This window comes from Luteimonas sp. gir (assembly GCF_037198055.1).
Taxonomy (GTDB): domain Bacteria; phylum Pseudomonadota; class Gammaproteobacteria; order Xanthomonadales; family Xanthomonadaceae; genus Luteimonas; species Luteimonas citri_A.
Map to the genome: position 1 here is coordinate 137,578 of NZ_JBBAXQ010000007.1, position 24,766 is coordinate 162,343.

Below are 24,766 nucleotides of genomic sequence, written 5' to 3' on the forward strand. Positions count from 1 at the left end.
GTGGTCCGCCTGCCCGTGAAATTCTTCGTCTCCTGCGCCAAGGGCCTGGAATATCTGCTCGTCGATGAGGTGCTCGCGCTGGGCGCGGCCCAGGCCACGGCCACCGTCGCCGGGGTCAATGCCGAAGGCACGCTGCAGGACGCGCAGCGCGCGGTGCTGTGGTCGCGGCTCGCCAGCCGGGTGCTGTGGCCGATCGCCGATTACGCCTGCGAGCACGAGGACGCGCTGTACGCCGGCGCGCGCGCGGTCGACTGGGCGGCCCATCTCGATCCGTCGATGACGTTGGCGATCGATGCCCACGTCTCCGGCAGTGCGATCACCCACGCGCGCTACGCCGCGCAACGGGTCAAGGATGCGATCGTCGATACCCTGCGCGAGGCCACCGGCGCGCGCCCGGATGTCGATGTCGAGGCGCCGGACCTGCGCCTGAGCCTGGTGGTGCGCAAGGGGCGCGCATTGCTCTCGGTGGACCTGGGGGGCGGGCCGTTGCACCGCCGCGGCTGGCGCCGCGCGCAAGGCGAGGCGCCGCTGAAGGAAAACCTCGCCGCGGCGGTGCTGATGCGCGGCGGCTGGCCGGCGCTGTACGCCGCGGGTGGCGCGTTGCTCGATCCGATGTGCGGCAGCGGCACGCTGCTGATCGAAGGTGCGTTGATGGCCGCCGATGTCGCGCCGGGCCTGGCCCGCGACGGCGGCGCGGCGACCACCGGCCGGGCGCCGAGTCGCTGGCACGGCTTCGATGCCGCCTGTTGGCGGACCCTGTGCGACGAGGCCTTGGTGCGCGAGCGCAGCGGCCGCGAGCGCCTGCGCACCGCGTTCTTCGGCCGCGATCTCGACCCGCACGCGGTGCATGCCGCGCGCGAGAACGCCACGGCGGCCGGGCTGCGCGACGCGATCGACTGGCAGGTCGGCGACGTCGTCGCCCTGCAGGCGCCACCGTCGTCCGCGCTGTCCGACGGCGCCGCACCGAACGACGCCGCGCCGCGTGGCCTGGTCGTCTGCAATCCGCCCTATGACGCCCGTCTGGCGGCCGATGCCGCGCTCTACCGCAGCCTCGGCAATGCGCTGGCGCGCGCGGTGCCGGACTGGCGCGCGAGCCTGCTGTGTGGCGATGCCGAACTCGCGCACGCGACCGGCCTGCGCGCGAAGAAGAAGTATCAGGTGTTCAACGGCGCGCTCGAGTGCAGCCTGATCGTCTGCGATCCGGTGCGCCCGCCCCAGCGCGAGGTCGACGACGCCCCGCAGACGCTGAGCGAGGGCGCGACGATGGTCGCCAACCGCCTGCGCAAGAACCTGCGCAGGTTCAAGGCCTGGCGCGAGCGCGAAGGCGTGACCTGCTACCGCGTCTACGACGCCGACCTGCCCGAGTACGCGGCCGCGATCGACGTCTACATCCAGTCCGAATCCGACCCGAGCGCCGATGGCGCGCCGCTGTGGCTGCATCTCCAGGAGTACGCTGCACCGGCCGAGATTCCCGAGGCCACGACCCGGCGCCGCTTCGGCGACGTGCTGAGTGCGGCCCGCGAGGTGTTCCGCATTCCGCGCGAGCGCATCGCGATCAAGACCCGCAGCCGCGGCAAGGGCGGCAGCAAGTACGGTCGCCTCGACGCGCGCCATGCGTTCATGCTGGTCGACGAAGGCCAGGTGCGCCTGCGCGTGAACCTGTTCGACTATCTCGACACCGGCCTGTTCCTCGACCATCGCCCGATGCGCCTGCGCATCGCGGAAGAAGCGGCAGACACGCGCTTTCTCAACCTGTTCGGCTACACCGGGGCTGCGACCGTGCACGCCGCGGCCGGCGGCGCACGGACGACCACGACCGTCGACCTGTCAGCGACCTACCTGCAGTGGTGCGCGGACAATCTCGCCGCCAACGGCATGGGCGGCGCCCGGCATCGGCTGGTGCAGGCCGACGCGCTGCAGTGGCTGGAGGCCGAGACCGCGCAGTACGACCTGATCTTCTGCGACCCGCCGACGTTCTCCAATTCGGCGCGGGCCAAGGATTTCGACATCCAGCGCGAGCACGTGCGCCTGTTGCGTGCGGCCGTCGCCCGGCTGGCGCCCGGCGGCGCGCTGTATTTCTCCAACAACTTCCGCCGGTTCCGGCTCGACACCGAGGCGGTGGCCGCGTTCGCGCACTGCGAGGACATCACGCCGGCGACGATCGCGCCCGATTTCGAGCGCAACCCGCGCATCCACCGCGCCTGGCGCTTGACCGCGCGCTGACGCAGCCGGGCCCGCGATCGCGCCCGGTCGCGCGCCCGCGATGTGGGCCGGGGGACCGACCTGGCCCGGCATGACGCGAGGCGACGCGCTGCGCCTGGTACCGGCGGAAACCTTGCGTTCCATCCACGCCGGTGGAATCGGCCCGCCGCACCCGCATCGTGTGCGCTCAGACCCTGTTCGGAGCTTCCCGATGACCGCCTCCCAGACCGCCCGCGTCGTGCGCACCGTGCGCGGCATGCCCGCCAGCGACGGCGCCGGCGTCAAGCTCATCCGCGTCATCGGCACGCCGCAGCTGCCCGATCTCGATCCGTTCCTGATGCTCGACGAGTTCGGCACCGACCGCGCCGAGGACTACCTGGCCGGTTTTCCAGACCACCCGCATCGCGGCTTCGAGACCGTGACCTATATGCTCGACGGACGCATGCGCCATCGTGACAACCACGGCAACGAGGGCCTGCTGGTCCCCGGCAGCGTGCAGTGGATGACCGCAGGGCGCGGCCTGGTGCATTCGGAAATGCCCGAGCAGCAGGCCGGACGGATGCGCGGCTTCCAGCTGTGGGTGAACCTGCCCGCGCGCGAGAAAATGACCGCGCCGCGCTACCAGGAGTTCGCGCCCGACCGGTTACCGGTGGTCGAGCCCGCGCCGGGCGTGACGGTCAAGCTCATCGCCGGCAGCGTGGACGGCACCGCCGGTCCGATCGCGCAGCCGGCGACCGAGCCGCTGTATCTGGACATCGCACTGGCGCCGGACAGCGCCTGGGCGTTCGACCTGCCCGACGGCCACAACGTCTTCGCCTATGTCTACGAAGGCCAGACGACAGTGGGCGAGGGTGAGGCGATGCGCCCGCTCGCCGCGCAGGAACTGGGCGTGCTCGGCGGCGGCGCGCGGTTGCAACTGCATGCTGGCGAACAAGGCGCGAAGCTGATCGTTGTCGGCGGGCGTCCACTGCGCGAGCCGGTGGCCCGTCACGGCCCGTTCGTCATGAACACCCGCGAAGAACTGATGCAGGCCTTCGTGGATTTCCAGGAGGGCCGGTTCTAGAAAAGACCGGTTCTAGAAAAGATTGGTTCTAGAACCGGCCCCGCGCACGTCCGCCTCAGTTGCCCAAGCGGACGTCGGCGAATTCCAGTTGCTCGACCTGGCGCAACGTGCGCGCCAGCTGCGCCGGGTCGTCGGCGCGCACGATGATGTGGGCGTAGTGGCCCGAGGCCAGTTCCAGCAGCGTCTCGCGCACGATGGCACTGGTCAGGTCGTTCTGCGGGGCATGCCACCACGCCGAGAGCCCGTCGATGCGGACCGGATGGCCGATCCGCTCGCCCCGTCGCGGCTGGAACGTCGGGGTGCGCCCGATCGCGACCGCGAACGGCTGGCGTTGGGTGTCGAACTCGATCGCACGGCAGAACACGAAATCCTCGCTCTCCTGCACGCTCCACTGCACGTTGGCGATGACCGGCAACTGCGGGCAGGCACTGGCGCTCTCGGCCTGCGCGGCGGCCGCGCCGCAGCACAATGCGCCAAGCAACGTCAGCGTTCGGATGCAATGCATCATCGGCTCCCTGTATGACCTGGGCAGACCATAACGCAGGGGCCGACGGGCGAGTATCGGAAACGAAGAGAACGCGCGTCGGATTGCGGCGCATCCGCAGATCGGAGACCTGCGCGTCTTTGCGACGGTCCGCATTGTGGCGCTCAAGATCGCGCGTTGGCGACAGGCCTGCGCCGCCGGTCGCCGATCATTGGTTGCACAGGCCAGCGCGCCAGGCGGCGAGCTTGTCGTCGAACCGCAGCGCCGCATGCGCCGGGCTCGTCGAGGGCAGCCGCGCCAGGTCCGGGGCGCGCGGCAGTGTCGGCAGCACGTGCCGGCGGAACAGGGTCTGCGCAGCGCTGCCGTTGAAGCGGATGCGGTCGATGCCCTGATGGGCCGCCAGCAGACCGGCGATGTCGTTGGCGACCACGCTGCCGGCCTCGATCCGGGCATCCAGGCTGCCGGGACGCACGCATTCGCCAGCGACGTCCCACAAGGCGATCCCGGCCTGTTGCAGACGCGCCAGCCGCTGCGCATAGGGCAGCTCGGGCCCGGCGTCGAACAGCGCGCCCATGATCGGCCAGAACAGGTTGCGCGGATGCGCGTAGTAGCGGCCCGCATCGAGCGAGGCCACGCCCGGCATGCTGCCGAGCACCAGCACGCGCGCGCCGGGGCCGACGACGGGGGCGAAGCTGCGCAGGACAGGGTCTGGCATCGGGGCGGACGTGGGGCGGGGGGACGCATGCTGCCATGTCGGCGATGACGCCCGCGCACCTGGGGTCGACCCGGGCTGGGGTCGGCCCCGGATTGTTCTGACCGGGCCGGTCGCCGAGGGTGGCGCTATCCCGTCGCGAGCTTGCCGCCATGGTCAATGCCGTCTCATCGCTCTCCAGCCACGCGTCCCCCAGTGCCGGCAGCGACTACGCTGTGCGTCCCGGCGATACGCTGTCGGCGATCGCGCAGCAGCACGGTGTCAGCGTCGACGCGCTGCTGGCCGCCAATCCCCAGGTCCGCGATCCGGACCGGATCGCCGGCGGCCAGACGCTGTCGATTCCCGAGCCGGTCGCCGGGACCGCGGCGCCGGCGGCGCATGCCAACTCCGAGCCGTTGTCGAGCGTGCACCCGAGCATCCGTGCGCAGCTGCCCGCGGCCCACGACGGCGGTGCCGGCTGGATGGCCATCGCCGAGCGCGAACTGGGGCAGGCCGAGGTCTCGGGCACGCGCGCGAACCCGCGGATCATGGAGTACCACGCCGCGTCCGGCTTCTGGGGCAAGGACGACAGCGGCCGCGACAACGCCTGGTGCGGCTCGTTCGTCGCCTTCGTCATGAAGGAGGCAGGCCATCCGATCGCCAACGAGGCCTACCGCGCGCGCGAGTGGGCGAACTGGGGCGAGGCGGTGCCGCGCGCCGACATCCAGCGCGGTGACGTGGTCGTGTTCCCGAACCATGTCGGCTTCGTCGACCGGGTCGAGGGCAACACCGTGCATCTGCTCGGCGGCAACCAGAGCAATGCGGTCAACGTGGCCCCGTATGACCTGGGCAATGCGATCGCGATCCGGCGTCCCAGCGGGGCGCCGGCCGCGCCGTCGCCGACGCCGGACCCGACAGGGCCTGCGCCCAACCCAACGCCGGCCCCGCGTGGCGGCCAGGTCACGGTGGTCGCTGGCGATACCCTGTCAGGCATCGCGCGCCGTCACGACGTCGGGCTCGATGCACTGCTGGCGGCCAATCCGCGCTTCGCCGCCGCGCCCGACCGGATCCATCCGGGCGACACAGTTGCACTGCCGGCAGGGGCGAGCACCACGGTGACCGTGCGCGACGGCGACACCCTGTCAGGCATCGCCGGGCGGCATGGCGTTGGCCTGCCGGCGCTGCTGCAGGCCAATCCGCACCTGGCGGCGAACCCGGACCTCATCCATCCCGGGCAGTTCGTCCGGGTGCCCAGCGGCGCGGTGTCCACCCCCTCCACCTCCACCGCGTCCGGACCGGATGCGACGGCGACGGTGGGCGAGGGCGGCGCGAGCGCCCGTGCGCAGGGCCGCGATACCGTCATCACCCACGCCGACGGCACGGTCGAGACCCGCAGCGGCGGCACGCTGGCCTGGCGCAACCACAATCCCGGCAACATCCGCGCCGGCGACTTCGCCAATGCCCATGGCGCGCTCGGCACCGGGCCGGGCGGCTTTGCGGTGTTCCCCGACCGCTCCACCGGCGAACGCGCCATCGGTGCGCTGCTGCAGGGGCCGAGCTATCGCAACCTGAGCATCAACGATGCGATCCACCGCTACGCGCCGCCGGTGGAGAACGACACCAACGCCTACCAACGGACCATCGAACGGCTGACCGGGCTCGACAGCGGCCGCAGCATCGCCAGTCTGTCGGCCGCCGAGCTCTCGCGCGTGGTCGGCGCGATCCAGGTGGTCGAGGGCTGGCAGGAAGGCCACGTGACCCGCACGCCATGACGGCGCGGCATGCGTGGCCGGCCGCTCGGCCGGTGCGTGTGGCGCACCGCGGCCGGGATCTGGCGCCGCCACGCGCTGGGCTCTAGGCTGGACCATCGCCCTGTTCGGACCCCGCCGTATGGCCGTGCGCGACTGCAGATTCGCCTGGATGTTGGCCCTGGCCGGACTCGTGGCCTGTGGGCAGCCGCCGGGGGCGCCGACGCAGGCACCGCCTGCGCCGTCCGGGGACGACGCCGGGACTGGCGCCGCGGTGGATGTCGCGCCCGCGCCTGCACCTGCGGAGCCGGCGCGCTATCGCCTCGAGCCCGAGGTCTCGGTGGTCATCGGCCGGGTGGCGATGCGCGAGGAACGTGGCCCGCCGGGCTTCGGGGAATCGCCGGACGATCCGGTGGTGCGGGTACCGGTGCTGCAGTTGGACGCGCCGATCGAGGTCGAGGACGGCGCCACGACGCGGCGGGTGGACGCGTTGCAGCTCGCCGGCAGCGGCGCCAGCGGACTCGCGCCGGGATGTCGGCGTGTGCGCGGCACGTTGTTTCCCGCCGAGACCGGCCATCACTACACCGAGGTGCTGATCCAGGTCGCCGACAGTGCGCCCTCGGACGCCTGCACGCGCGCCAACGATGACGCCGCGTCCTGCTTGGCTGGCGATTTTGGCGCGGCGTGGCCGGCATTTCGCGATGCGCTCGCGCGGCGCGACTGTGCCGCCCTGGTCGCCCACGCCCGGCTGCCACTGGCCGCGCCGGGCCTGTTGGACGACGATCCGGTCCAGTCTCTCGACCGCGCCGCGCTACTGGCGGCGTGCCCGGCCTGGCTCGACGCCGATGCGGGCCTGCCACGGGCCTCGCGTCCGCTGGCCGACTACGCGGCCTCGCCCGACAGCGCAGCACCGGACTGGCGGATCACGCCGGGCGTCGACGACCAGGCGCGCATCGGCGCGTTGGAATTCGCGCGCGAGTCCGGCTGCTGGCGCTGGACGGCGTACTACCGGCAGTAGCGTCGCGGAGCGGGGCCGGGCGCCATCGCCCTGGTGGGGCGGCGGTCGGTGCGGACGCCATGGCGCACGGGATCGGATGCGGCGATTCCCGACCCGCGGCCGCGCAGTCGCCGGACGGCGCAAGGCTGCACCGCACGGCAGGCTGTCGGCAGGCCAGTGCAGGACGCGCGGATGGAACAGGGCGAGAGTGCGATCGCCGGGCGGGGGGGCGGCGCCGACACCATTGATGGCGACAGCGGCCGCAGCGGCGGCAGATCGAGCCGGACCGAGGTCAGGCCGATACGCCCGTCTGTCGCGATGTTCGGCACCGCGACCGGCGCGGCGTTGGTGCTCGGCGCGACTGCCTGCCTCGCGTGGCCGGCGCTTTTACCCGTTTGGGGGCTGGCGCTGCTGCTCGCGCTGGGGGCGGGCGCCTGGGGCTTCGGGCGTGTGGGACTGCGCGTGGCGGGCGCGGGCATGTTCGGCCTGGCGCTGTGCGGATTGCATGCGGCGCATGCGCTGTCGCTGCAGTGGCCGGCCACCATGGGGCGCAGCGATGTCGTCGTGTCGGGACGCCTCGTCGGCCTGCCCGTGCACGAGGCGCAGCGGAGCTGGTTCGAATTCCGGGTCGATGCTGATGTCGGGCCTGCGGCATTGCGTGGCCGGTTGCTGCGGCTGTCGTGGTTCGATGCCCGCGACGCGGCTCCGGATCCGCGGCGGCTGGCGCTCGAGCCCGGCGACCGATGGCGCTTCACCGCACGCATCCGCGCGCCGCGTGGCCTGCGCAATCCTGGCTGGATCGACAGCGAGAAACACGCAATGGCCCGGCGTGTGGCCGCTGTGGGCTATCTGCGCACCGGTGAGCCGATGACGCGGCTCGAGGCGACCGGCGGCATGGACCGCTGGCGCCATCGCACCGCCGAACGGATCGAGCGGGTGGTCGGCAGGGACGCCGCGCGGTTCGTCCGGGCACTGGCGGTGGGCGACACGCGCGGCCTCGGCGAGCTCGACTGGGAAGCGCTCCGCGCCACCGGCCTGACCCATCTGATCGCGATCTCGGGCTTCCACGTCGGGATGGTCGGCGGCGCGTTCGCGCTGCTGGCGGCGGCGGTGTGGTGGTGTCTGCCATCGCTGGGCCGCGTGCTGCCCCGGCCGCAGGCGACCGCAGTGGTCGCGCTGGGGGCTGCCAGCGTCTACGCCGCAGCGGCCGGCTGGGAACTGCCGACCGTGCGCACGGTTCTGATGATCGCAGTGGTGGTGGTCGCCCGCTTGGTGCGCCGCCGGCTGCGCATCGCCGATGCGCTCGCCTATGCCGCTATCGCCGTGGTGCTGGTCGACCCGATGGCGGTGCTCTCAGCCGGCTTCTGGCTGAGCTTCGCCGGCGTCGCCTGGCTGGTCTGGTGCCTGCCCGACGCCCGCGCGCTGTCGGCGACGCGCGGGCTACTGGCCTCGCAATGGGTGGCGACGCTGGGTCTGCTGCCGCTGACCGTGACCTTGTTCGGCCAGGCGTCACTGGCCGGTCCGTTGGCCAATCTGGTCGCGATTCCGTGGTGGAGCCTGGTCGTGGTGCCGTTGTCGGTGCTTGGCACCGGCCTGGAAGCGCTGCATGCCGGCGCCGGGGACTGGGCTTGGCGGCTGGCGGCGTGGGCGTTCGCGCCGAGCTGGCGGCTGTTCGACGGGCTCGCGACCGCGCCTTTCGCGTTGTGGTGGCTGCCTGCCCCGCATCGGCTCGCGCTGCCGCTGGCGCTGCTGGCTGCATTTTGGCTGCTGCTGCCGCGCGGCGTGCCGGGCAAGGGGCTCGCCGCGTTGCTGTGGCTGCCGTTGCTATGGCCGGACCGGGAGCTGCCCGGCGCGGGCGAAGCCGAACTTGTCGTGCTCGATGTCGGCCAGGGACTGGCGGTCCTGATCCGCACCGCCAGCCACACCGTGCTCTACGACACCGGCCCGGCAATGCCCGACGGCTACGACGCCGGCGAACGGGTCGTGGTGCCGGCGCTGCACGCCCTGGGGGTGCGTCGGCTCGATGCGATCGTCGTCAGCCACGGTGATGCCGACCATGCCGGGGGCTTGGATGCGGTGCAGCGTCGCTTTGCCGCGCCGGTGGTGTTCGCACCGCAATGGGACCGGGTGCCCGGCGCTTCGCCGTGCCTGATGGACTCGGCCTGGACGGCTGATGGCGTCGTGTTCCGGTTTCTGCATCCGGACCTGTACTTCCCGCCGTTCCGCAACCCGTCCAGCTGCGTGCTGCGCGTGGAGACCGCGCATGGCACGGCGCTGCTGCCCGGCGACATCGATACCGTCGTGGAGCGGCTGCTGGTGCACCGCGACGCCGAGGCACTGGCGGCCGATGTCGTCATCGCCGCCCATCACGGCAGCGGGGGCTCGTCGGATCCGGGGTTCGTCGCGGCGACCGGCGCCCGGCATGCGCTGATGTCGGCCGGCCACGGCAACCGGTTCGGCCATCCGCATGCCCAGGCGCTTGCGCGCTGGACCCAGCAGGGCGCCGCCACGCCGGGCACGGCCGAGGCCGGCGCGCTGCGGGTGCGCCTGGGGCCCGGTGGCGTCCGCGTGGTCGGTGAGCGCGCACGCGTACCGCGGCTGTGGGACGCTGTCCGCCGCAGCGAGCGCGCCGCCGGGGGCTGAGTCGCGCTACGTTATCCTAGTCGCCCGAGTGGACCGGCCCCGTGGCCGAAGGGGTTTGCGTGCTCGAACTGGTGAAGGCCGGCGGCTGGCCGATGATGCCGCTGCTGCTGCTGTCGGCGTTCGCGCTGGCGATCATCGTCGAGCGCTTCTGGGCCCTGCGTCGGCGTGCGGTGCTGCCGCCCGGCCTGGGCGAAGAGGTCCGGGCCTGGGCCACGCGCGGCGCACTCGATCCGGCGCATATCGCCTCGCTGCGCGCGACCGCGCCGCTGGGCGCGTTGCTGGCGGCCGCGCTCGATGTCCGCGACCGGCCGCGTGAGGAGATCCGCGAGCGCGTCGAGGATGTCGGCCGCCATGTCGCGTTCGCGATGGAGCGCCATCTCAATGCGCTGGGCACGATCGCCGCGGCCGGGCCGCTGCTGGGCCTGTTCGGCACGGTGGTGGGCATGATCCAGATGTTCCTGGGCGTGATGGACCATGGCATCGGCGATGTCGACCAACTCGCCGGCGGGATCGGCAAGGCGCTGGTGTGCGCGGCGACCGGCATGATCGTCGCGGTGCCGGCGCTGATGTTCCACCGGCATTTCCGCGCCCGGATCGACGGCTATATCGTGGCGATGGAGCATGAGGCGATCCTGCTGATGGACGCGATCGACCCGCGCACGGCGCGCCGCTCGCCACCCGTCGCCCCGGGGCGGGGCTGAAGCGTGCGCATCCGCGACCGGCGTGCGCGCGACGAGCCCGAGATCAACCTCGTGCCGTTGATCGACGTGATCCTGGTGCTGATCATCTTCTTCGTGATCACCACCACGTTCGACGCGCGCTCGGTGCTCAAGCTGGAGTTGCCGCAGGCCACGGGCGAGCGCAACGACGCCCAGGCCGATACGCTGACGCTGCTGATCAATGCCGACGGCCGCTACTTCGTCGAGGACCGCGAGGCACTGCGCACCGATGTCGATGCGCTCAAGCGCACGATCGTCGAGGTCGCCGGCGACGACCGCGCGCGCGTGGTGGTGCTGCGCGCCGACGCCCGCACCCCCTGGCAGGCGGTCGTCACCGCCTACGATGCGCTCGGCCAGTTGGGCTTCACCCGCATCGCCAACGCAACCGCGCCGCAGACGGCCGGACGCGTGGGCGATCCCGCTTCACAGGAACGTTGACCTCATGGCTTCTCCTCCCCAAGGCGCGACACGCGCCGATCGCGCCTGGCCGGTCTACCGCCGGCTGCTGACCTTCGCCGGCGCCTACCGCGGGCTGCTGTCGGTCGCGCTGGTCGGCATGCTTATCGAGGCCGCCGCCGGCGGCGCCTTCACCAAGATGATGGAGCCGATCATCGACGAGACGTTCGTGTCGGCCAATGCCGGCGTGAACCTGTGGTTGCCGGCGGCGATCATCGCGCTGTTCGTGGTCCGCGGCCTGGCCGGCTATCTGGCCGACTACAACATGGCCAAGTCCGGGCGCGGCATCGCGCGGGACCTTCGCGTGCGCGTGCTTGCCAAGTACCTCGGGCTGCCGGGCATGCGCTTCGATGCCGAGCCGGTGCCGTCGATGCTGGTCCGGCTGGGCTCGGACAGCGACCAGGTCTCGCAGGCCGCGATCGATGCGGCCAAGGTGATGCTGCAGCAGTCGCTGCAGATCATCGCCTCGCTGATCGTGATGCTGATGACCAGCTGGCAGGTCACGTTGACCATCCTGGCGATCGCGCCGCCGTTGTCGTGGATCATGGGCAAGGTCGCACGTCGCTACCGCCGCGTCAGCCACAGCATCCAGGACAGCGCCGCGCTGCTGATGCAGACCGCCGACCAGTCGCTGAGCAACCAGCAGGAAGTGAAAATCTACGGCGCCCAGGCGGCCGAGAACGCGCGCTATGCGCAAGTCGCCGAGCGGCACATGCGGCTCAACCTCAAGGTCGAGGCGACCCGCGCGATCTCCTCGGGCGTGGTCCAGCTCATGGGCTCGATCGGCCTGGCGCTGCTGCTGTTGATCGCCGGCTACGAAGCCTCGCAGGGCCGGCTGACCGCGGGTGGCTTCGTGGCGCTGATGATCGCGATGATGGCGATCATCCCCGCGCTCAAGCAGCTGACCAATGTGCAGAACATGCTCCAGCGCGGGGTGGCCTCGGCCGAGCGGCTGTTCGAGATCCTCGATGCGCCCGACGAGCACGACCCGGGTGTGCGGCCGCTGACGCGCGCGCGCGGCGAGATCGAGTTCCGTCACGTCGGCGCGCGCTATCCGGGGCAGGCCGAGCCGGCGCTCGAGGACATCAGCTTCGTCGCGCGTCCGGGTACCGTCACCGCGATCGTCGGCCGCTCGGGCAGCGGCAAGTCGACGTTGATCAAGCTGCTGCCGCGCTTCTACGAACACGAGACCGGCGAGATCCTGCTCGACGGCCATCCGCTGGAGGAGTACCGGCTGGCTGATGTGCGCCGTCAGATCGCGCTGGTCGGCCAGCAGGTGATGCTGTTCGACGACACCGTCGCGGCCAATGTCGCCTATGGCGAGATGGCGGGCGCGCCAGTCGCGGCGCTCGAAGGCGCGATCCGCGGCGCGAATGCGATGGAGTTCGTCGACAAACTGCCCGACCGGCTGCAGAGCGGCATCGGCAATCGCGGCGGCCGCCTGTCGGGAGGACAGCGGCAGCGCCTGGCGATTGCGCGCGCGATGCTCAAGGATGCGCCGATCCTGATCCTCGACGAGGCGACCGCGGCACTGGACGCCGAATCCGAGCGCCTGGTGCAGGACGCGCTCGAGCATCTGATGCCCGACCGCACCACGCTGGTCATTGCCCATCGGCTGGCGACGATCGAGCACGCCGACCAGGTCCTGGTGCTCGACCAGGGCCGGCTGGTCGAGCGCGGCACCCATCGCGAACTGCTCGCGCGCGGTGGCCTGTACGCGCACCTGCATCGCATGCAGTTCCGTGAGGTCGAGCCGTCGGCGGAGCAGGACGCGTGAAGGCGCCGGGCTACTGGTTCGACGGCAGCCGCCCGCCGCTGCACGCGCGACTGCTTGCGCGCGTGTACGCACGCGCAAGCGCCTGGCGACGCGCGTGGCTGCGCACCCGCAAGGTCGCGCGGCCGGTGCTGGTCATCGGCAACCTGATCGCCGGCGGCAGTGGCAAGACGCCGTTGACGATCGCGATCGTCGAGCGCCTGCAGGCCGCCGGCTGGACGCCCGGCGTCGCCAGCCGTGGCTACGGTCGTGATGAAGCGGGGACCCCGCGCTGGGTCGAGCCGGTCAGCGATCCGCGCTGGTCGGGCGACGAGCCGGTGTTGATTGCCGCCCGCACCGGGGCGAAGGTCCGTGTCGATGCCGACCGGGTCGCGGCCGCAAACGCACTGATCAAAGCGGGCTGCGACATCGTGGTCTGCGACGACGGCCTGCAGCATTACCGCCTGCAGCGCGATGTCGAGATCGAGGTGATCGACGGCCGCCGTCGTTACGGCAACGGCGCACTGATCCCGGCCGGACCGCTGCGCGAGCCGGTCGAGCGTGGCGCGCGCTGTGATTTTCGCGTGCTCAACGCCGGCATGGACGACAGTCTCGAGCCGGGATTTGGCGAGTGGCCGATGCGCCTGGAGACCGCGCATGCACTGCCGCTGGCCGGTGGCCGTGCGCGTCCGTTGTCGGCGTTTGCCGGGCAGCGCGTGCATGCGGTCGCCGGCATCGGCGATCCGGAGCGTTTCTTCGACACGCTGCGGCGTGAGCGCATCGCCGTGGTACCGCACGCGTTCGCCGATCACCATCGCTACACGCCCGAAGACCTGCGCTTCGGCAGCGATCTGCCGGTGCTGATGACCGAGAAGGACGCAGTCAAGTGCATGCGGTTTGCCGGCGAGCGGCACTACAGCGTGCCGGTCACCGCGCGGTTGCCCGAGGCGTTCTGGATCGCGTTGCTCGACCGCCTCGAGGCGGTCCGCAGCCCGGCCGGCAAGGCCTGAGCGCGCTTGCAGGCCGAAGCGCTGCTCAGGACGCGCGCTTGACCGCCGCCATCGCACGTGCCCGCTCGGGCGGCGCGAAACTGTCGGCGCACGCCACCGGCCAGAACGTCCGGAACACCGCATGCTCGGGCACGCCGGTCAGCAGTTCGCCGGGTTCCAGGAACCGGTAGAGCGCGGCGAGCGAGCGGACCTCGGTCGGCGAGACCCGGCGCAGGATGTGTTCCGGCCCGATCTGCATCGGATGCTCGAGTCCGGCGGCGCCGAGCATGTCGCGCAGCCCGCGCAGGGTGTTCTGATGGAAATGGAACACACGCTCGGCCTTGTCGGGCACATCGAGCAGGCGCCAACGGCGCGGGTCCTGGGTCGCCACGCCGGTCGGGCAGCGATCGTTGTGGCAGCTGCGCGACTGGATACAACCGAGCGCGAACATGAAACCGCGGCCGGCATTGCACCAGTCCGCGCCCATCGCCAGTTGCCGGGCGATGTCGAAGCCGCTGGTGATCTTGCCCGCCGCGGCAACCCGGATGCGCTCGCGCAACCCGATGCCCACCAGGGTGTTGTGCACCAGCATCAGCGCTTCCTGCAGCGGCAGGCCGACGTGGTTGATGAACTCCGACGGCGCCGCGCCGGTGCCGCCCTCGGCGCCGTCGACGACGATGAAGTCGGGCAGGATGCCGCTCTCGAGCATCGCCTTGGCGATGCCGAACCATTCCCAGGGATGGCCGATCGCCAGCTTGAAGCCGACCGGCTTGCCGTCCGACAACGTCCGCAGCCGCGCGACGAACTCCAGCAGTCCCAGCGGCGTGGAGAACGTCGAATGCGCCGCCGGCGATTCGCAATCGATCCCGACCGGGATGCCGCGGGTCTGGGCGATCTCGGGCGTGACCTTGGCCCCGGGCAGCAGCCCGCCGTGGCCCGGCTTGGCGCCTTGCGAGAGCTTGATCTCGATCATCTTGACCTGCGCCTCGGCCGCGTGCCGGGCGAAGCGGTCCTCGTTGAAGCGGCCCTGCTCGTCGCGGCAGCCGAAGTAGCCCGAAGCGATTTCCCACACCAGATCGCCGCCGTGTTCGCGGTGGTAGGGCGAGATCGCACCTTCGCCGGTGTCGTGATAGAAGCCGCCGCGCTGCGCGCCCAGATTCAACGCGCGGATCGCATTGGCCGACAGCGAACCGAAGCTCATCGCCGAGATGTTGAACACGCTGGCGGCGTAGGGCTGCGCGCTTTCCTCGCCGACCGGGATGCGGAAGTCGTGCGACTGGGCGTGCGCGGGTACCAACGAGTGGTTGATCCATTCGTATTGCGTGCCGTACATCGGCAACTCGCTGCCGAACGGCACCACGTCGCTGACGTTCTTCGCGCGCTGGTAGACCAGCGCACGCTGCTGGCGCGAGAACGGCACCTCGTCCTGGTCGTCTTCGATGAAGTACTGGCGGATCTCGGGCCGGAAGGACTCCAGGCCGTAGCGGAAATGCGCGGTCAGCGGATAGAGCCGACGCAACGTCGCCCGGCGCTGCAGCAGGTCCAGCGTGCCCAGGCAGGCCAGCGCAAGGAACACCGCTGCTGTGACCGCCCAGCCGCCCGAGTGCAGGGTCCATGCGCAGACCAAGGCGACGACCGCCATGAGGACCGAAATGCCATATGCCAGGTAACGAACCATCGGACTCCTTCGTGCGGCCCGGCCGGCGCCGGTCCCGATGCGGACGGCCATGGTAGGAGAGGGGGCGACCGGCCGGCCACCCCGGATCTGAACGGTTCGCCGACTGGGTGATGGCTTCACGGCGGATTGGCGCTTGGCTGCCTAGGCTGAGCCCACGCTTTTCGACCGCCTTCGAGCTATGCGCCGCGCCGCTTCCGTTCCCACCGCCCAGCACCAGGTCATCCTCGCCGAACTGGCGCGTGCGACCCGGGCCGGACATCCCGATGCGGACTGGCACGAGGTCGAGCCGCTGATGCGGCAGGTCTGGGAATCGGCATCGCGCGGTGCGAGCTGGGAGCAGGTGCGGCCCCAGGCTGCCACGCATTGGCGGTCCGGCGACCAGTACCCGTGCCCGGCGGTCGTGCTGTCGCCGACGATGCACGCCGCCGAGATCGCCGCCTGGACGGCCGGCGATGAGCACCGCACGCGGTGCCCGGAGGCCGGCCCTGCGGCCGTGTCGCCGATGCCGCGCCCATCCGACGAGGAGACGCACTGATGCCTGCACGTGCCGTCTGGCGGGTCCTGGTATTGCCGGCCTATGTGGTACTGGCGGGTGCGGTGTTTGCATTCGCGCTGGCCCGCACCCAGGGGTCGATCATCGGTGGCCTCGCCGCACTCGCCCCCTGGGCGCTGGTGGTCTCAGGCGCGTTGGCCGTGTTGCTGGTCGTTGCCGGGCTGCTGCGCTGGCGTCGGCGGATGGCGACCATGCGTCGGGCGGTGCGCAATGCCAGGATCCGCGCGGCCGATGGCCGACGCGCGTCCGCCGGACGGGCGTTGTGGACGCAGATGCGGGTCGATTCGGCGGCGGGCGCGGCGCGCAACGAGCGTCGCTCGGGCGTACAGGCGGCCGGCATACGGTCCTGAGCGTAACGCGGTACTCGCCTGTGCAGTCCTGGGCGTGCGGATCACCGGCAGCACCGTGGGCATTGCGTGCCCTCGCACCGTCCGCAAGCGACGCCCGGTTGCGGATGTGGCGCCAGCATCCGGACGCGACGCGAGGCAACGCCGATCGCGTGTACCTGATTCCGTCGCCGCCCCGGCGTTGCGTCCCGGTCGCCATGCGAGAATCGCGCCATGGACGTCCCCGCTGATTTCATCGTCGCCATTCCGGCCCGCTATGCCTCGACCCGCCTGCCCGGCAAGCCCCTGCAACTGCTGGGCGATGCCCCGCTGGTGCTGCACGTAGCGCAGCGTGCGCTGGAGGCCGGCGCGACCGAAGTTTGGGTGGCCACCGACGATGTCCGGGTCCGCGACGCGCTGGCCGGGACCCCGGTCCGTGTGGCGATGACCTCGCCCGCGCACCCGTCGGGCACCGACCGGCTGGCCGAATGCGCCGCGCTCGCGGGCTGGGCGGACGAGCGGGTGGTCGTGAACCTGCAGGGCGATGAGCCCTTCGCGCCGGCTGCCGGTATCCGTGCGGTCGCCGCGCTCGCGGCGCAGCCGGAGGTCGGCTTGGCCACGCTGGCCGCGCCGATCGACGATGTCGAGACGCTGCTCGACCCGAACGCGGTCAAGGTCGTGCTCGGCGCGGGCGGCAACGCGCTCTACTTCAGCCGGGCGCCGGTGCCATGGCCGCGCGATGCGTTTGCTCGCGACCGGACGACGATGCCGCCTGGCCAGTGGTGGCGGCATATCGGGATCTACGGCTATCGCGCAGGCTTCCTGCGCCGGTTCGCCGCGATGGCGCCCGGGCACCTGGAACAGGTCGAGATGCTCGAGCAACTGCGCGTGCTCGAAGCCGGGCTCCGGGTTGCCGTCGGCCCGACCCCCGCGCCGTTCCCGCCCGGCGTCGATACCCCTGAGGATCTGGCGCGTGCCCAGGCCCGGTTGTCGGCTACCGATGACGGTCGTGCGGGCGGCACCTGAGCGACCGCGCTGCTGTGCCACCGGCGCTCTCGACAGGGCGGCGGGGCGGGATCCCGCATAATCGCGGCATGAACGACGCCGTTGCAGCGCCCGAGTTTCCCGCCGACCTGGCGTGGCTGAACCTGCGCGATCCGCTGCGCATGGCGCAGCTGCGCGGGCGGGTCTGTGCGCTGGCGTTCGTCAACCTCGGGTCGGCCTGGTGCCAGCAGCGGCTGGCCGATCTGGGCCACCTGCGCGCGCGTCATCGCGACCGCCTGCAGGTGGTCGTCGTCCACGTGCCGCGTTTCGACGCCGAACGCGACGCCAAGCGCAGCGCGCACCGCGTCGACCTGCAGCAGTACGACTTCCCGGTCGCGCACGACGGCGACTGGACCGCCTGGCAGCACTTCGGGCTCGATGCCTGGCCGACGGTGCTGCTGATCGATGGCGACGGGCAGGTGCGCGAGCGCATCGTCGGCGAGAACGGCATCCGCGATCTCGATGCGCGGATCGGCATGCTGGTCGAGGCGCTGACGCCGCAAGCACTTGCCGGCGATCCGATCCGCCTGCGCCGCGACAGCGATTCCGCGCTGCCGCTGCGGTTCCCGGCCGGACTGGCAGTCTCGGGCGATCTGCTCTATGTCGCCGATTGCGGGCATCACCGCGTGCTCGAATGCGATGCCCGCGGGCGCCTCCTGCGCCAGTTCGGCAGCGGCAGCGCCGGCTTCATCGACGGCCCGATGGAACTGGCCGCACTGACCCGGCCGCACGGCCTGTGCCTGGCCGGTGGCGCGCTCTATGTCGCCGATACCGGCAACCATGCGGTGCGCCGGATCGACCTGCGCAGCGGCGATGTGTTCACGGTCTGCGGTGCCGGCCGACCCGGCGACACCATGGCGGGATCGTTGGCCGACCCGCGCGCGGTCGTGCTCGACCAGCCACGCGCCGTCGTGCTGTCGGGCGACCGCCTGTACGTCGCGACCGCGGGCGATAACCGGATCTGGCAACTGGACCTGGGCCAGGCCCGGATCGCGCCGCTGTGCGGCAGCGGTGCACTGGGCATCCGCGACGGCGTGGGCGAGGCGGCGGCATTCGCCGAACCGGTGGCGCTGGCCTGCGTGCAGCACACGCTCTACGTCTGCGATGCCGCGGGCTCGGCGATCCGCAGCGTCCACCTGCCCACCGGGCGCGTCGCCACGCTGGTCGGAGGCGGGCCGTGGCAGTTCGGCGCCCTCGACGGCGCGCGCGACGACGCGCAGTTGCAAGCACCCCAGGCGCTGGCGCTCAATCCCGAGTCGCCGGTGCTGTGGATCGCCGACAGCGGCAACGACACCTTGCGCCAGTTGCGTCTGGGCGGGGGCGCGCTGTCGACAGTCGCGCTGCCCCAGCGCTTGCATGGGCCTGCGGCCCTGGCCGTCGCGAACGGGCAGGTGTGGATCGCCGATACCGATGCCCATGCCGTACTGCGGCTGGACCCGACCATCGGTGCGCTGCGCCACGTTCCGGTGGGCGAATGACCGGTACGACGAAAGCGCGCGGCGCGCGGCCGACATTCGATGGCAAGGCATTCGTCGCAGGCCTGAGCACCGCGCCGGGCGTCTATCGCATGATCGCGGCCGACGATGCGGTGCTCTACGTCGGCAAGGCGGCGGATCTGCGCAAGCGCGTGGCAAGCTATTTCAACGCCACGCCCAAGGCGACGCGGACGATGGCGATGATCGCGCAGATCGCGCGCATGGAAGTCACCGTCACCCGCACCGAGGCCGAGGCGCTGTTGCTGGAAAACCAGCTGATCAAGTCGCTCAAGCCGCGCTACAACGTCTCGCTGCGCGACGACAAGAGTTATCCCTACGTGCTGGTCACCCGCGACACCTGGCCGCGGATCGCCGTCCATCGCGGCCCGCGCAACGTGCCCGGACGCTACTTCGGGCCGTACCCGGGCGTGACCGCGGTGCGCGAAACGCTGAACCTGATGCAGAAGCTGTTCAAGCTGCGCAACTGCGAGGACAGCGTGTTCCGCAACCGCTCGCGACCCTGTCTGCAGCATCAGATCGGTCGCTGCACCGCGCCGTGCGTCGGGCTGGTGTCCGAGCGCGAGTACGCCGACGCGGTCCGGCGCGCGTCGATGTTCCTCGAAGGTCGCAGCGATGCGCTGACCGACGAGGTCACGCGCGACATGGAAGCGGCGGCCGAACGCCTGGATTTCGAGGAGGCCGCGCGCTTGCGCGACCTGCTGGGCAACATGCGCGGCATGCAGGCGCGCCAGTACGTCGACGGCAAGGTCGCCGAACTCGATGTGCTCGCCTGCGCGATGCGCGGCACCCATGCCTGCGTACTGCTGCTGTCGTTCCGCGACGGCCGCAACCTCGGCACGCGTGCGTTTCACCCCCGCACCAACGGCAGCGAGGACCCGGTCGAGGTGCTCGCCGCGTTCGTGTCCCAGCACTACGCCGAACAGGTGCCGCCGCGCGAGATCGTGCTCGATCGCACGATCGAGGACGTCGCGCTGCTCGAACAGGCCTTCAGCGAGGCGGCCGGGCGCCGGGTGCAGCTCAAGTGCAACGTGCGCGGCGATCGCGCGCGCTACGTCGACCTGGCACGGCGCAATGCCGAGATCGCATTGGCCAGCGAACTCGGCAGCCAGGCCGCGCAACAGGCGCGCGCCGAGTCGCTGCGCGACATGCTGGGCCTGGCCGAGCCAGCGCAGCGGATCGAGTGCTTCGACATCAGCCATACGATGGGCGAGGCCACCGTGGCCTCGTGCGTGGTGTTCGACGCGCAGGGACCGGTGCGCAGCCAGTACCGGCGCTACAACATCGCCGGCATCGAGCCGGGCGACGATTACGCGGCGATGCACCAGGCGCTCACCCGGCGCTTCCGCAAGGTGGCCGAGGAGGGCGGGGTGATGCCCGACGTACTGCTGATCGATGGCGGTGCTGGCCAGGTGGCGCAGGCGCGCGCGGTGCTCGACGGCTACGGCATCACCGGCATCTGTCTGGTGGGCGTGGCCAAGGGCGAGGCGCGCAAGCCGGGCGACGAGACCTTGCTGCTGCCCGCCACCGACGGGCAGCCGGCGCGCGAACTCAAGCCCGGCGCTGCCTCGCCCGGGCTGCAACTGGTGCAGCAGGTGCGCGACGAGGCGCACCGCTTCGCGATCACCGGCCATCGCGGCCGGCGCCAGAAGGCGCGCAACACCAGCCGGCTGGAAGACATTCCCGGCATCGGCCCGCGCCGCCGCGCGAGCCTGCTCAAGCATTTCGGCGGACTCGGCGGTCTGAAGGCAGCCGGCGCGGAGCAGATCGCGCAGGTCGAGGGCGTCAATGCAGCACTCGCACAGCGCATCTATGCGACCCTACACGGGCTCGATGCCGGCACGTCCGGCGCCGGCCAGGACTGATTGCCACGAGTTTGCGATGAAATTGACGATTCCCACCTGGCTCACTCTGCTGCGGATCCTGATGATCCCGGTGCTGGTGCTGGTGTTCTACCTGCCGTTCAAATGGACCAACTTCGCCGCCGCGTTCGTGTTCGGGCTGGCCGCGGTCACCGACTGGCTCGACGGCTGGATCGCGCGTCGCTACGGCCTGTCCTCGGCGTTCGGCGCGTTCCTCGATCCGGTCGCCGACAAGCTGATGGTCGCCGTGGCGCTGTTTCTGATCGTGCAGGGACATCCTTCGCCGTGGATGGCGATCTGGGCGGCGGTGATCGTGGGGCGCGAGATCGCGGTCTCGGCGCTGCGCGAGTGGATGGCCGAGCTTGGGCAGCGCGCGACGGTCAAGGTTGCGGCGATCGGCAAGATCAAGACGATCGCGCAGATGGTCGCGCTGCTGTGCCTGCTGTACTCGGTCTCGCCCGAGCGGCCCGCGCCGCCGCTGCCGTGGCTGGGGCGCGAGATCTTCGTCATCGGCGACTGGCTGCTGGCGCTCGCCGCGCTGCTCACGCTGTGGTCGGGACTGGCGTATCTGCGCGCGGCCTGGCCGATCATGCGCGCGGCCGAACGCAGCAAGTATTGACACCCCGCCGGCGAACGGTAGAATTTCGCCTCCCAAGCGGGAATAGCTCAGTTGGTAGAGCACGACCTTGCCAAGGTCGGGGTCGCGAGTTCGAGTCTCGTTTCCCGCTCCAGTTTCAAACGCGAAACCCCGGGTGGCACGCGGGGTTTCGTTTTGTCGGCAGGGTCTGCGGATCCCGACGACGGGTCACCGGCCTGGTGGCAGAGTGGTTATGCAGCGGATTGCAAATCCGTGTACGCCGGTTCGATTCCGACCCAGGCCTCCAGCCGGCGCACCACTCGGGTCGCAGGCAGGGTACAATTGAAGTCATGCGGGAATAGCTCAGTTGGTAGAGCACGACCTTGCCAAGGTCGGGGTCGCGAGTTCGAGTCTCGTTTCCCGCTCCAGTTCGAAGAAAGACCCCGCGCAAGCGGGGTTTTTCGTATGTGCGACACGCGGTCATGCCGGTCGGCCACGCTTGGGTTTCAATTCCCGGGGCGCTCAGGCACGCTTGGCGCCGCCGCCCGGATGGCGAAACTGGTAGACGCACCGGACTTAAAATCCGTTGGCCGCAAGGCCGTGCCGGTTCGATTCCGGCTCCGGGCACCATCGCAGGCAGCGTAGGCGACTGCCGCGTGAACACGCGGCGCGCCTGTGCATCGTGTCATGTCGCCTTCACCCGGCGGACCCTAGATTCTTCGGTGACGCTCATAGGGGATCGAGGCGCATCGCGACCGCGGATGCGATGCAAGGTATGGCCGCCTCCAGAGTCCGCGACGATTTCCAGCTCGCGATCGTGTCCCTGCTCGGGCTCACGACGCTGCTGACGCTGTCGGGCTTCATGCTCTGGCGCAGCCTGTGCGGGGAATGGACGCTGGCCGCGTTCGACGCGCTCGTGATCCTGGCGATTGCCGTGGTCGTGGGGCGCGCTTGGCGCACCGGCCGGACCGACGCGGCCGGCGGGCTGATGGCGGTGCTCAACTCCGGCTTCTGCGTCGCGGCCTGCGTGCTGATCGGCAATGCCGCCGGTGGCTGGGTCTACGTGGTGCTGATGACCAACTTCTACATCGCGCGCACCGACATCGCCGCGTGGTGCGGCGGTGCGCTGATCGTGGTCGCGACCGCGCTGCTGATCGTGCCCGATGCCAGCCTCGGCGAGTTGGCGACCGCGATCACCTGGTCGCTGGTGTACGCGTTCTCGTTCGCCTTCTCGCGCCGCCTGCGCGACTACAGCGATTCGCTGGAGCGTCGGGCGATGCTCGACCCGCTGACCCGACTGCCCAACCGCGGCGCGATGGAAGCGCATCTGCGTAGTCTGGTCGACGATCGCCGGCAGCCCGGGATCGGCCTGCTGGTGCTGGACCTCGACCGCTTCAAGGCGGTCAACGACACCTTCGGTCATGCGGTCGGCGATGCGGTGCTGGTCGAGCTGGGTGCGATCCTGCGCGACACGCTGCGCGAGGACGACGCGGTTTACCGCTTCGGTGGCGAGGAGTTCGTGCTCGTGCTGCCCGCGGACGACGATGCGGCGCTGAAGGCCGCGGCCGAGCGCGTGCGGGGGGAGGTCGAACGGCGCCTGCGCAGTCCCGCCGGCCCGATCACAGTGTCGATCGGCGGCGCCATGCTGGCCACCGAGCACGACTGGCAGGACTGGTTCGGGCGGGCCGACACCGCGCTCTACCTCGCCAAGCGCGCAGGCCGCAACCGCACGCACATCGCCCAGGCGCTGGACTGACACAGCCTCGCTTGGTGGGCCGCCAACGCTGTGGGGTCAGGGCAACAGGTCGAGCAGGCGTTCGGTCGGTCGGCCGATGACCGCGCGGTCGCCGTGCACCAGGATCGGGCGCTCGATCAGCTTCGGATGGGCCGCCATGGCCGCGATGATTGCCGCGTCGTCGAGCGCCGGGTCGGCCAGGCCCAGGTCGGCATAGACCGCCTCGCCCGTGCGCAGCAGTGCCCGCGGGGCGAGGTCCAGGCGCTGCAGCAACTCGCGCAGCGCAGCGGCATCGGGTGGGGTCTCCAGATAGTGCACCACCTGCGGCGCGATGCCGCGTGCCTGCAGCAGCTCGAGCGCGGCGCGCGATTTCGAGCAGCGGGGGTTGTGATAGAGGACAAAGGGATCACTCATGTCGCGGGAGGTTCGCTATCGGAAGAAGGGGGATGCGCGCCGCTGCGCCGTGCGACCACACCGGTCGCGGTCACGTCGGCGGTGGTGTTGGTGACGGTCGCGAAGGCGTCGGGCAGGGTGTCGACGGCCAGCAGCACGCCGAGTGGCTCCACCGGTAGGCCGACGGCCTGGGTGACCGGCAGGTTGTTGGTCATGAAGCTGACCTGCCCGGGCAGGCCCACCGAGCCCATGCTGATCACGATGGCGAGCGCGACCGCGATCGCCAACTGGCCGGCGCCCAGCTCGATGCCGTAGATCCAGGCGATGAAGCTCACCACGCTCAAATACTGCACCGGGCTGGCGATGCGGAACAACGAGACCGCCATCGGCAACACCAGTGAAGTCACCGCCAGTGGATAGCCCAGGCGGCTGCGCGCGCTGTCGACCATCACCGGCAGCGCGGCCAGCGACGACTGGGTGCTCGCCGCGATTGCCTGCACCGGTAACAACGCCGCGGCAAAGCGCGCCGGCCGCTCGCCGGCGACGACGACCGCGATGACGTACATCAGTAGCGTGATCGCCACATACAGCACGCACTGCAGCGCGATATAGGTGCCCAGTGCGGCGAACACGCCCAGGCCGACATGCGCGCAGACCGACAGTACCAGCGCGAACACGCCCAAGGGCGCCGCGACCAGCACCCAGCGCACGACCACGATCATCGCATCGGCGATCGTGCGCACCAGCTCGAGCATGCGTTCGCGGCGCGCGGCCTCCAGACGGGTCAGCGCGAAACCGAAGAACATCGAGAACACCACCAGCGGCAGCATCGCACTGGCGGCCGCGGCGGCGATCGCGTTGCTGGGGATCAGGCTGGTGATCCACAGACCGAACGCGGGTGCCTGCGGCAGCACGTCGGGCGCGCCGATCGCAGCGCGGAACAGCGCAGCCTGGGACTCGTCGCGCGGCACCAGCGACAGCAGTGCCGGCGCGGCGAGTGCGGCGAACGTCGCCGACAGCGCCAGCATCACGACGAAGGTACCCATCGCCAGGCGCGCGGTGCGCCCGGACGCGGCGGCATCGGACGCGGCGTTGACCCCCACGACCACGAGCGCTGCGACCAGTGGCACCACCGTCATCTGCAGCGCATGCAGCCATAGCGTGCCGATCGGCTGGGCGATGTCGGCGGTGCGTACCGCGATCTGGGGGTCCCAGGCGGCCAGCGCCAGTCCGATGACGGCACCGGCCAGCAGCGCGAGCAGCACGCGCGCGGGCATCGACAGACGGAAGCGGGCGGGCGCGGACGGGCTGGGCGTCATCGGTCGGGTCGGCAGGGGCGGGCCCGGCGAGCATGCCATGC

At 71.0% G+C, this 24,766-nt stretch carries 21 protein-coding genes and 4 tRNA genes; 20 read left to right on the forward strand and 5 right to left on the reverse strand.

Features of this window, described 5'->3' with window-relative positions; genetic code table 11:
• Positions 1 to 15 precede the first annotated feature (15 nt).
• A complete protein-coding gene (rlmKL, locus tag WAF18_RS10990; RefSeq protein ID WP_337245123.1) occupies positions 16 to 2,223 on the forward strand; it encodes a bifunctional 23S rRNA (guanine(2069)-N(7))-methyltransferase RlmK/23S rRNA (guanine(2445)-N(2))-methyltransferase RlmL in 2,208 nt (735 codons plus the stop codon).
• Positions 2,224 to 2,413: 190 nt separating this feature from the next.
• Positions 2,414 to 3,265, forward strand: coding sequence for a pirin family protein (locus WAF18_RS10995; RefSeq protein ID WP_337245124.1), 852 nt, complete (start codon positions 2,414 to 2,416; stop codon positions 3,263 to 3,265).
• Between the two features lie 55 nt (positions 3,266 to 3,320).
• Here WAF18_RS10995 and WAF18_RS11000 read toward each other — a convergent pair whose 3' ends face one another.
• Both WAF18_RS11000 and WAF18_RS11005 read right to left on the reverse strand, forming a co-directional pair.
• Positions 3,321 to 3,770 (reverse strand): hypothetical protein, encoded by a 450-nt coding sequence (locus WAF18_RS11000; RefSeq protein WP_337245125.1) that lies wholly within the window; start codon positions 3,768 to 3,770, stop codon positions 3,321 to 3,323.
• 187 nt (positions 3,771 to 3,957) lie between these two features.
• Positions 3,958 to 4,464, reverse strand: coding sequence for a DNA-deoxyinosine glycosylase (locus WAF18_RS11005; RefSeq protein WP_337245126.1), 507 nt, complete (start codon positions 4,462 to 4,464; stop codon positions 3,958 to 3,960).
• A 149-nt stretch (positions 4,465 to 4,613) separates the two neighbouring features.
• On the opposite strand from WAF18_RS11005, the gene WAF18_RS11010 reads away from it, so the two are divergent.
• The 7 genes from WAF18_RS11010 (at position 4,614) to lpxK (ending at position 13,766) form a co-directional block, all read left to right on the forward strand.
• Complete coding sequence (locus WAF18_RS11010; RefSeq protein ID WP_337245127.1) at positions 4,614 to 6,212, forward strand: TIGR02594 family protein; 1,599 nt, start codon at positions 4,614 to 4,616, stop codon at positions 6,210 to 6,212.
• 250 nt (positions 6,213 to 6,462) lie between these two features.
• Positions 6,463 to 7,206 (forward strand): DUF4431 domain-containing protein, encoded by a 744-nt coding sequence (locus WAF18_RS11015; protein WP_337245128.1) that lies wholly within the window; start codon positions 6,463 to 6,465, stop codon positions 7,204 to 7,206.
• A gap of 297 nt (positions 7,207 to 7,503) precedes the next feature.
• Positions 7,504 to 9,828 (forward strand): DNA internalization-related competence protein ComEC/Rec2, encoded by a 2,325-nt coding sequence (locus WAF18_RS11020; protein WP_337245129.1) that lies wholly within the window; start codon positions 7,504 to 7,506, stop codon positions 9,826 to 9,828.
• A gap of 59 nt (positions 9,829 to 9,887) precedes the next feature.
• Complete coding sequence (locus WAF18_RS11025) at positions 9,888 to 10,529, forward strand: MotA/TolQ/ExbB proton channel family protein (protein WP_337245153.1); 642 nt, start codon at positions 9,888 to 9,890, stop codon at positions 10,527 to 10,529.
• A 3-nt stretch (positions 10,530 to 10,532) separates the two neighbouring features.
• Entirely contained in the window at positions 10,533 to 10,985 is a 453-nt protein-coding gene (locus WAF18_RS11030; protein WP_337245130.1) for a biopolymer transporter ExbD, read from the forward strand.
• A 4-nt stretch (positions 10,986 to 10,989) separates the two neighbouring features.
• Positions 10,990 to 12,780: a lipid A export permease/ATP-binding protein MsbA gene (msbA, locus tag WAF18_RS11035; RefSeq protein WP_337245131.1), complete on the forward strand. Its 1,791-nt coding sequence runs from the start codon at positions 10,990 to 10,992 to the stop codon at positions 12,778 to 12,780.
• The gene (lpxK, locus tag WAF18_RS11040) at positions 12,777 to 13,766 is read left to right on the forward strand and encodes a tetraacyldisaccharide 4'-kinase (protein WP_337245132.1); all 990 of its coding nucleotides are present in this window, start codon (positions 12,777 to 12,779) and stop codon (positions 13,764 to 13,766) included. The genes msbA and lpxK overlap by 4 nt, the downstream gene beginning before the upstream one ends.
• A gap of 25 nt (positions 13,767 to 13,791) precedes the next feature.
• Here the strand turns inward: lpxK and WAF18_RS11045 are convergent, their stop codons facing one another.
• A complete protein-coding gene (locus tag WAF18_RS11045; RefSeq protein ID WP_337245133.1) occupies positions 13,792 to 15,423 on the reverse strand; it encodes an FMN-binding glutamate synthase family protein in 1,632 nt (543 codons plus the stop codon).
• A 178-nt stretch (positions 15,424 to 15,601) separates the two neighbouring features.
• Here WAF18_RS11045 and WAF18_RS11050 point away from each other — a divergent pair, with 178 nt between their 5' ends.
• The 11 genes from WAF18_RS11050 (at position 15,602) to WAF18_RS11100 (ending at position 23,034) form a co-directional block, all read left to right on the forward strand.
• A complete protein-coding gene (locus tag WAF18_RS11050; protein ID WP_337245134.1) occupies positions 15,602 to 15,958 on the forward strand; it encodes a hypothetical protein in 357 nt (118 codons plus the stop codon).
• Complete coding sequence (locus WAF18_RS11055) at positions 15,958 to 16,326, forward strand: hypothetical protein (RefSeq protein ID WP_337245135.1); 369 nt, start codon at positions 15,958 to 15,960, stop codon at positions 16,324 to 16,326. The genes WAF18_RS11050 and WAF18_RS11055 overlap by 1 nt, the downstream gene beginning before the upstream one ends.
• A 210-nt stretch (positions 16,327 to 16,536) precedes the next feature.
• A complete protein-coding gene (gene kdsB / locus WAF18_RS11060; protein ID WP_337245136.1) occupies positions 16,537 to 17,328 on the forward strand; it encodes a 3-deoxy-manno-octulosonate cytidylyltransferase in 792 nt (263 codons plus the stop codon).
• A gap of 68 nt (positions 17,329 to 17,396) precedes the next feature.
• A complete protein-coding gene (locus tag WAF18_RS11065) occupies positions 17,397 to 18,824 on the forward strand; it encodes a thioredoxin-like domain-containing protein (RefSeq protein WP_337245137.1) in 1,428 nt (475 codons plus the stop codon).
• Positions 18,821 to 20,704: an excinuclease ABC subunit UvrC gene (gene uvrC / locus WAF18_RS11070; RefSeq protein WP_337245138.1), complete on the forward strand. Its 1,884-nt coding sequence runs from the start codon at positions 18,821 to 18,823 to the stop codon at positions 20,702 to 20,704. The genes WAF18_RS11065 and uvrC overlap by 4 nt, the downstream gene beginning before the upstream one ends.
• A 16-nt stretch (positions 20,705 to 20,720) precedes the next feature.
• Positions 20,721 to 21,320: a CDP-diacylglycerol--glycerol-3-phosphate 3-phosphatidyltransferase gene (gene pgsA / locus WAF18_RS11075; protein WP_183426453.1), complete on the forward strand. Its 600-nt coding sequence runs from the start codon at positions 20,721 to 20,723 to the stop codon at positions 21,318 to 21,320.
• 36 nt (positions 21,321 to 21,356) lie between these two features.
• Positions 21,357 to 21,432: transfer RNA gene (locus tag WAF18_RS11080), tRNA-Gly, on the forward strand.
• A 79-nt stretch (positions 21,433 to 21,511) separates the two neighbouring features.
• Positions 21,512 to 21,585 (forward strand) — tRNA-Cys (locus tag WAF18_RS11085).
• Between the two features lie 45 nt (positions 21,586 to 21,630).
• Positions 21,631 to 21,706: transfer RNA gene (locus WAF18_RS11090), tRNA-Gly, on the forward strand.
• Between the two features lie 115 nt (positions 21,707 to 21,821).
• A tRNA-Leu gene (locus tag WAF18_RS11095) sits at positions 21,822 to 21,908 on the forward strand.
• A gap of 145 nt (positions 21,909 to 22,053) precedes the next feature.
• Positions 22,054 to 23,034: a GGDEF domain-containing protein gene (locus tag WAF18_RS11100; protein ID WP_337245139.1), complete on the forward strand. Its 981-nt coding sequence runs from the start codon at positions 22,054 to 22,056 to the stop codon at positions 23,032 to 23,034.
• A 36-nt stretch (positions 23,035 to 23,070) separates the two neighbouring features.
• Here the strand turns inward: WAF18_RS11100 and arsC are convergent, their stop codons facing one another.
• Together arsC and WAF18_RS11110 are read right to left on the reverse strand one after the other, a co-directional pair.
• The gene (gene arsC / locus WAF18_RS11105; RefSeq protein ID WP_337245140.1) at positions 23,071 to 23,427 is read right to left on the reverse strand and encodes an arsenate reductase (glutaredoxin); all 357 of its coding nucleotides are present in this window, start codon (positions 23,425 to 23,427) and stop codon (positions 23,071 to 23,073) included.
• Positions 23,424 to 24,725 (reverse strand): cation:dicarboxylase symporter family transporter, encoded by a 1,302-nt coding sequence (locus WAF18_RS11110; RefSeq protein ID WP_337245141.1) that lies wholly within the window; start codon positions 24,723 to 24,725, stop codon positions 23,424 to 23,426. The genes arsC and WAF18_RS11110 overlap by 4 nt, the downstream gene beginning before the upstream one ends.
• Between the last annotated feature and the right edge of the window lie 41 nt (positions 24,726 to 24,766).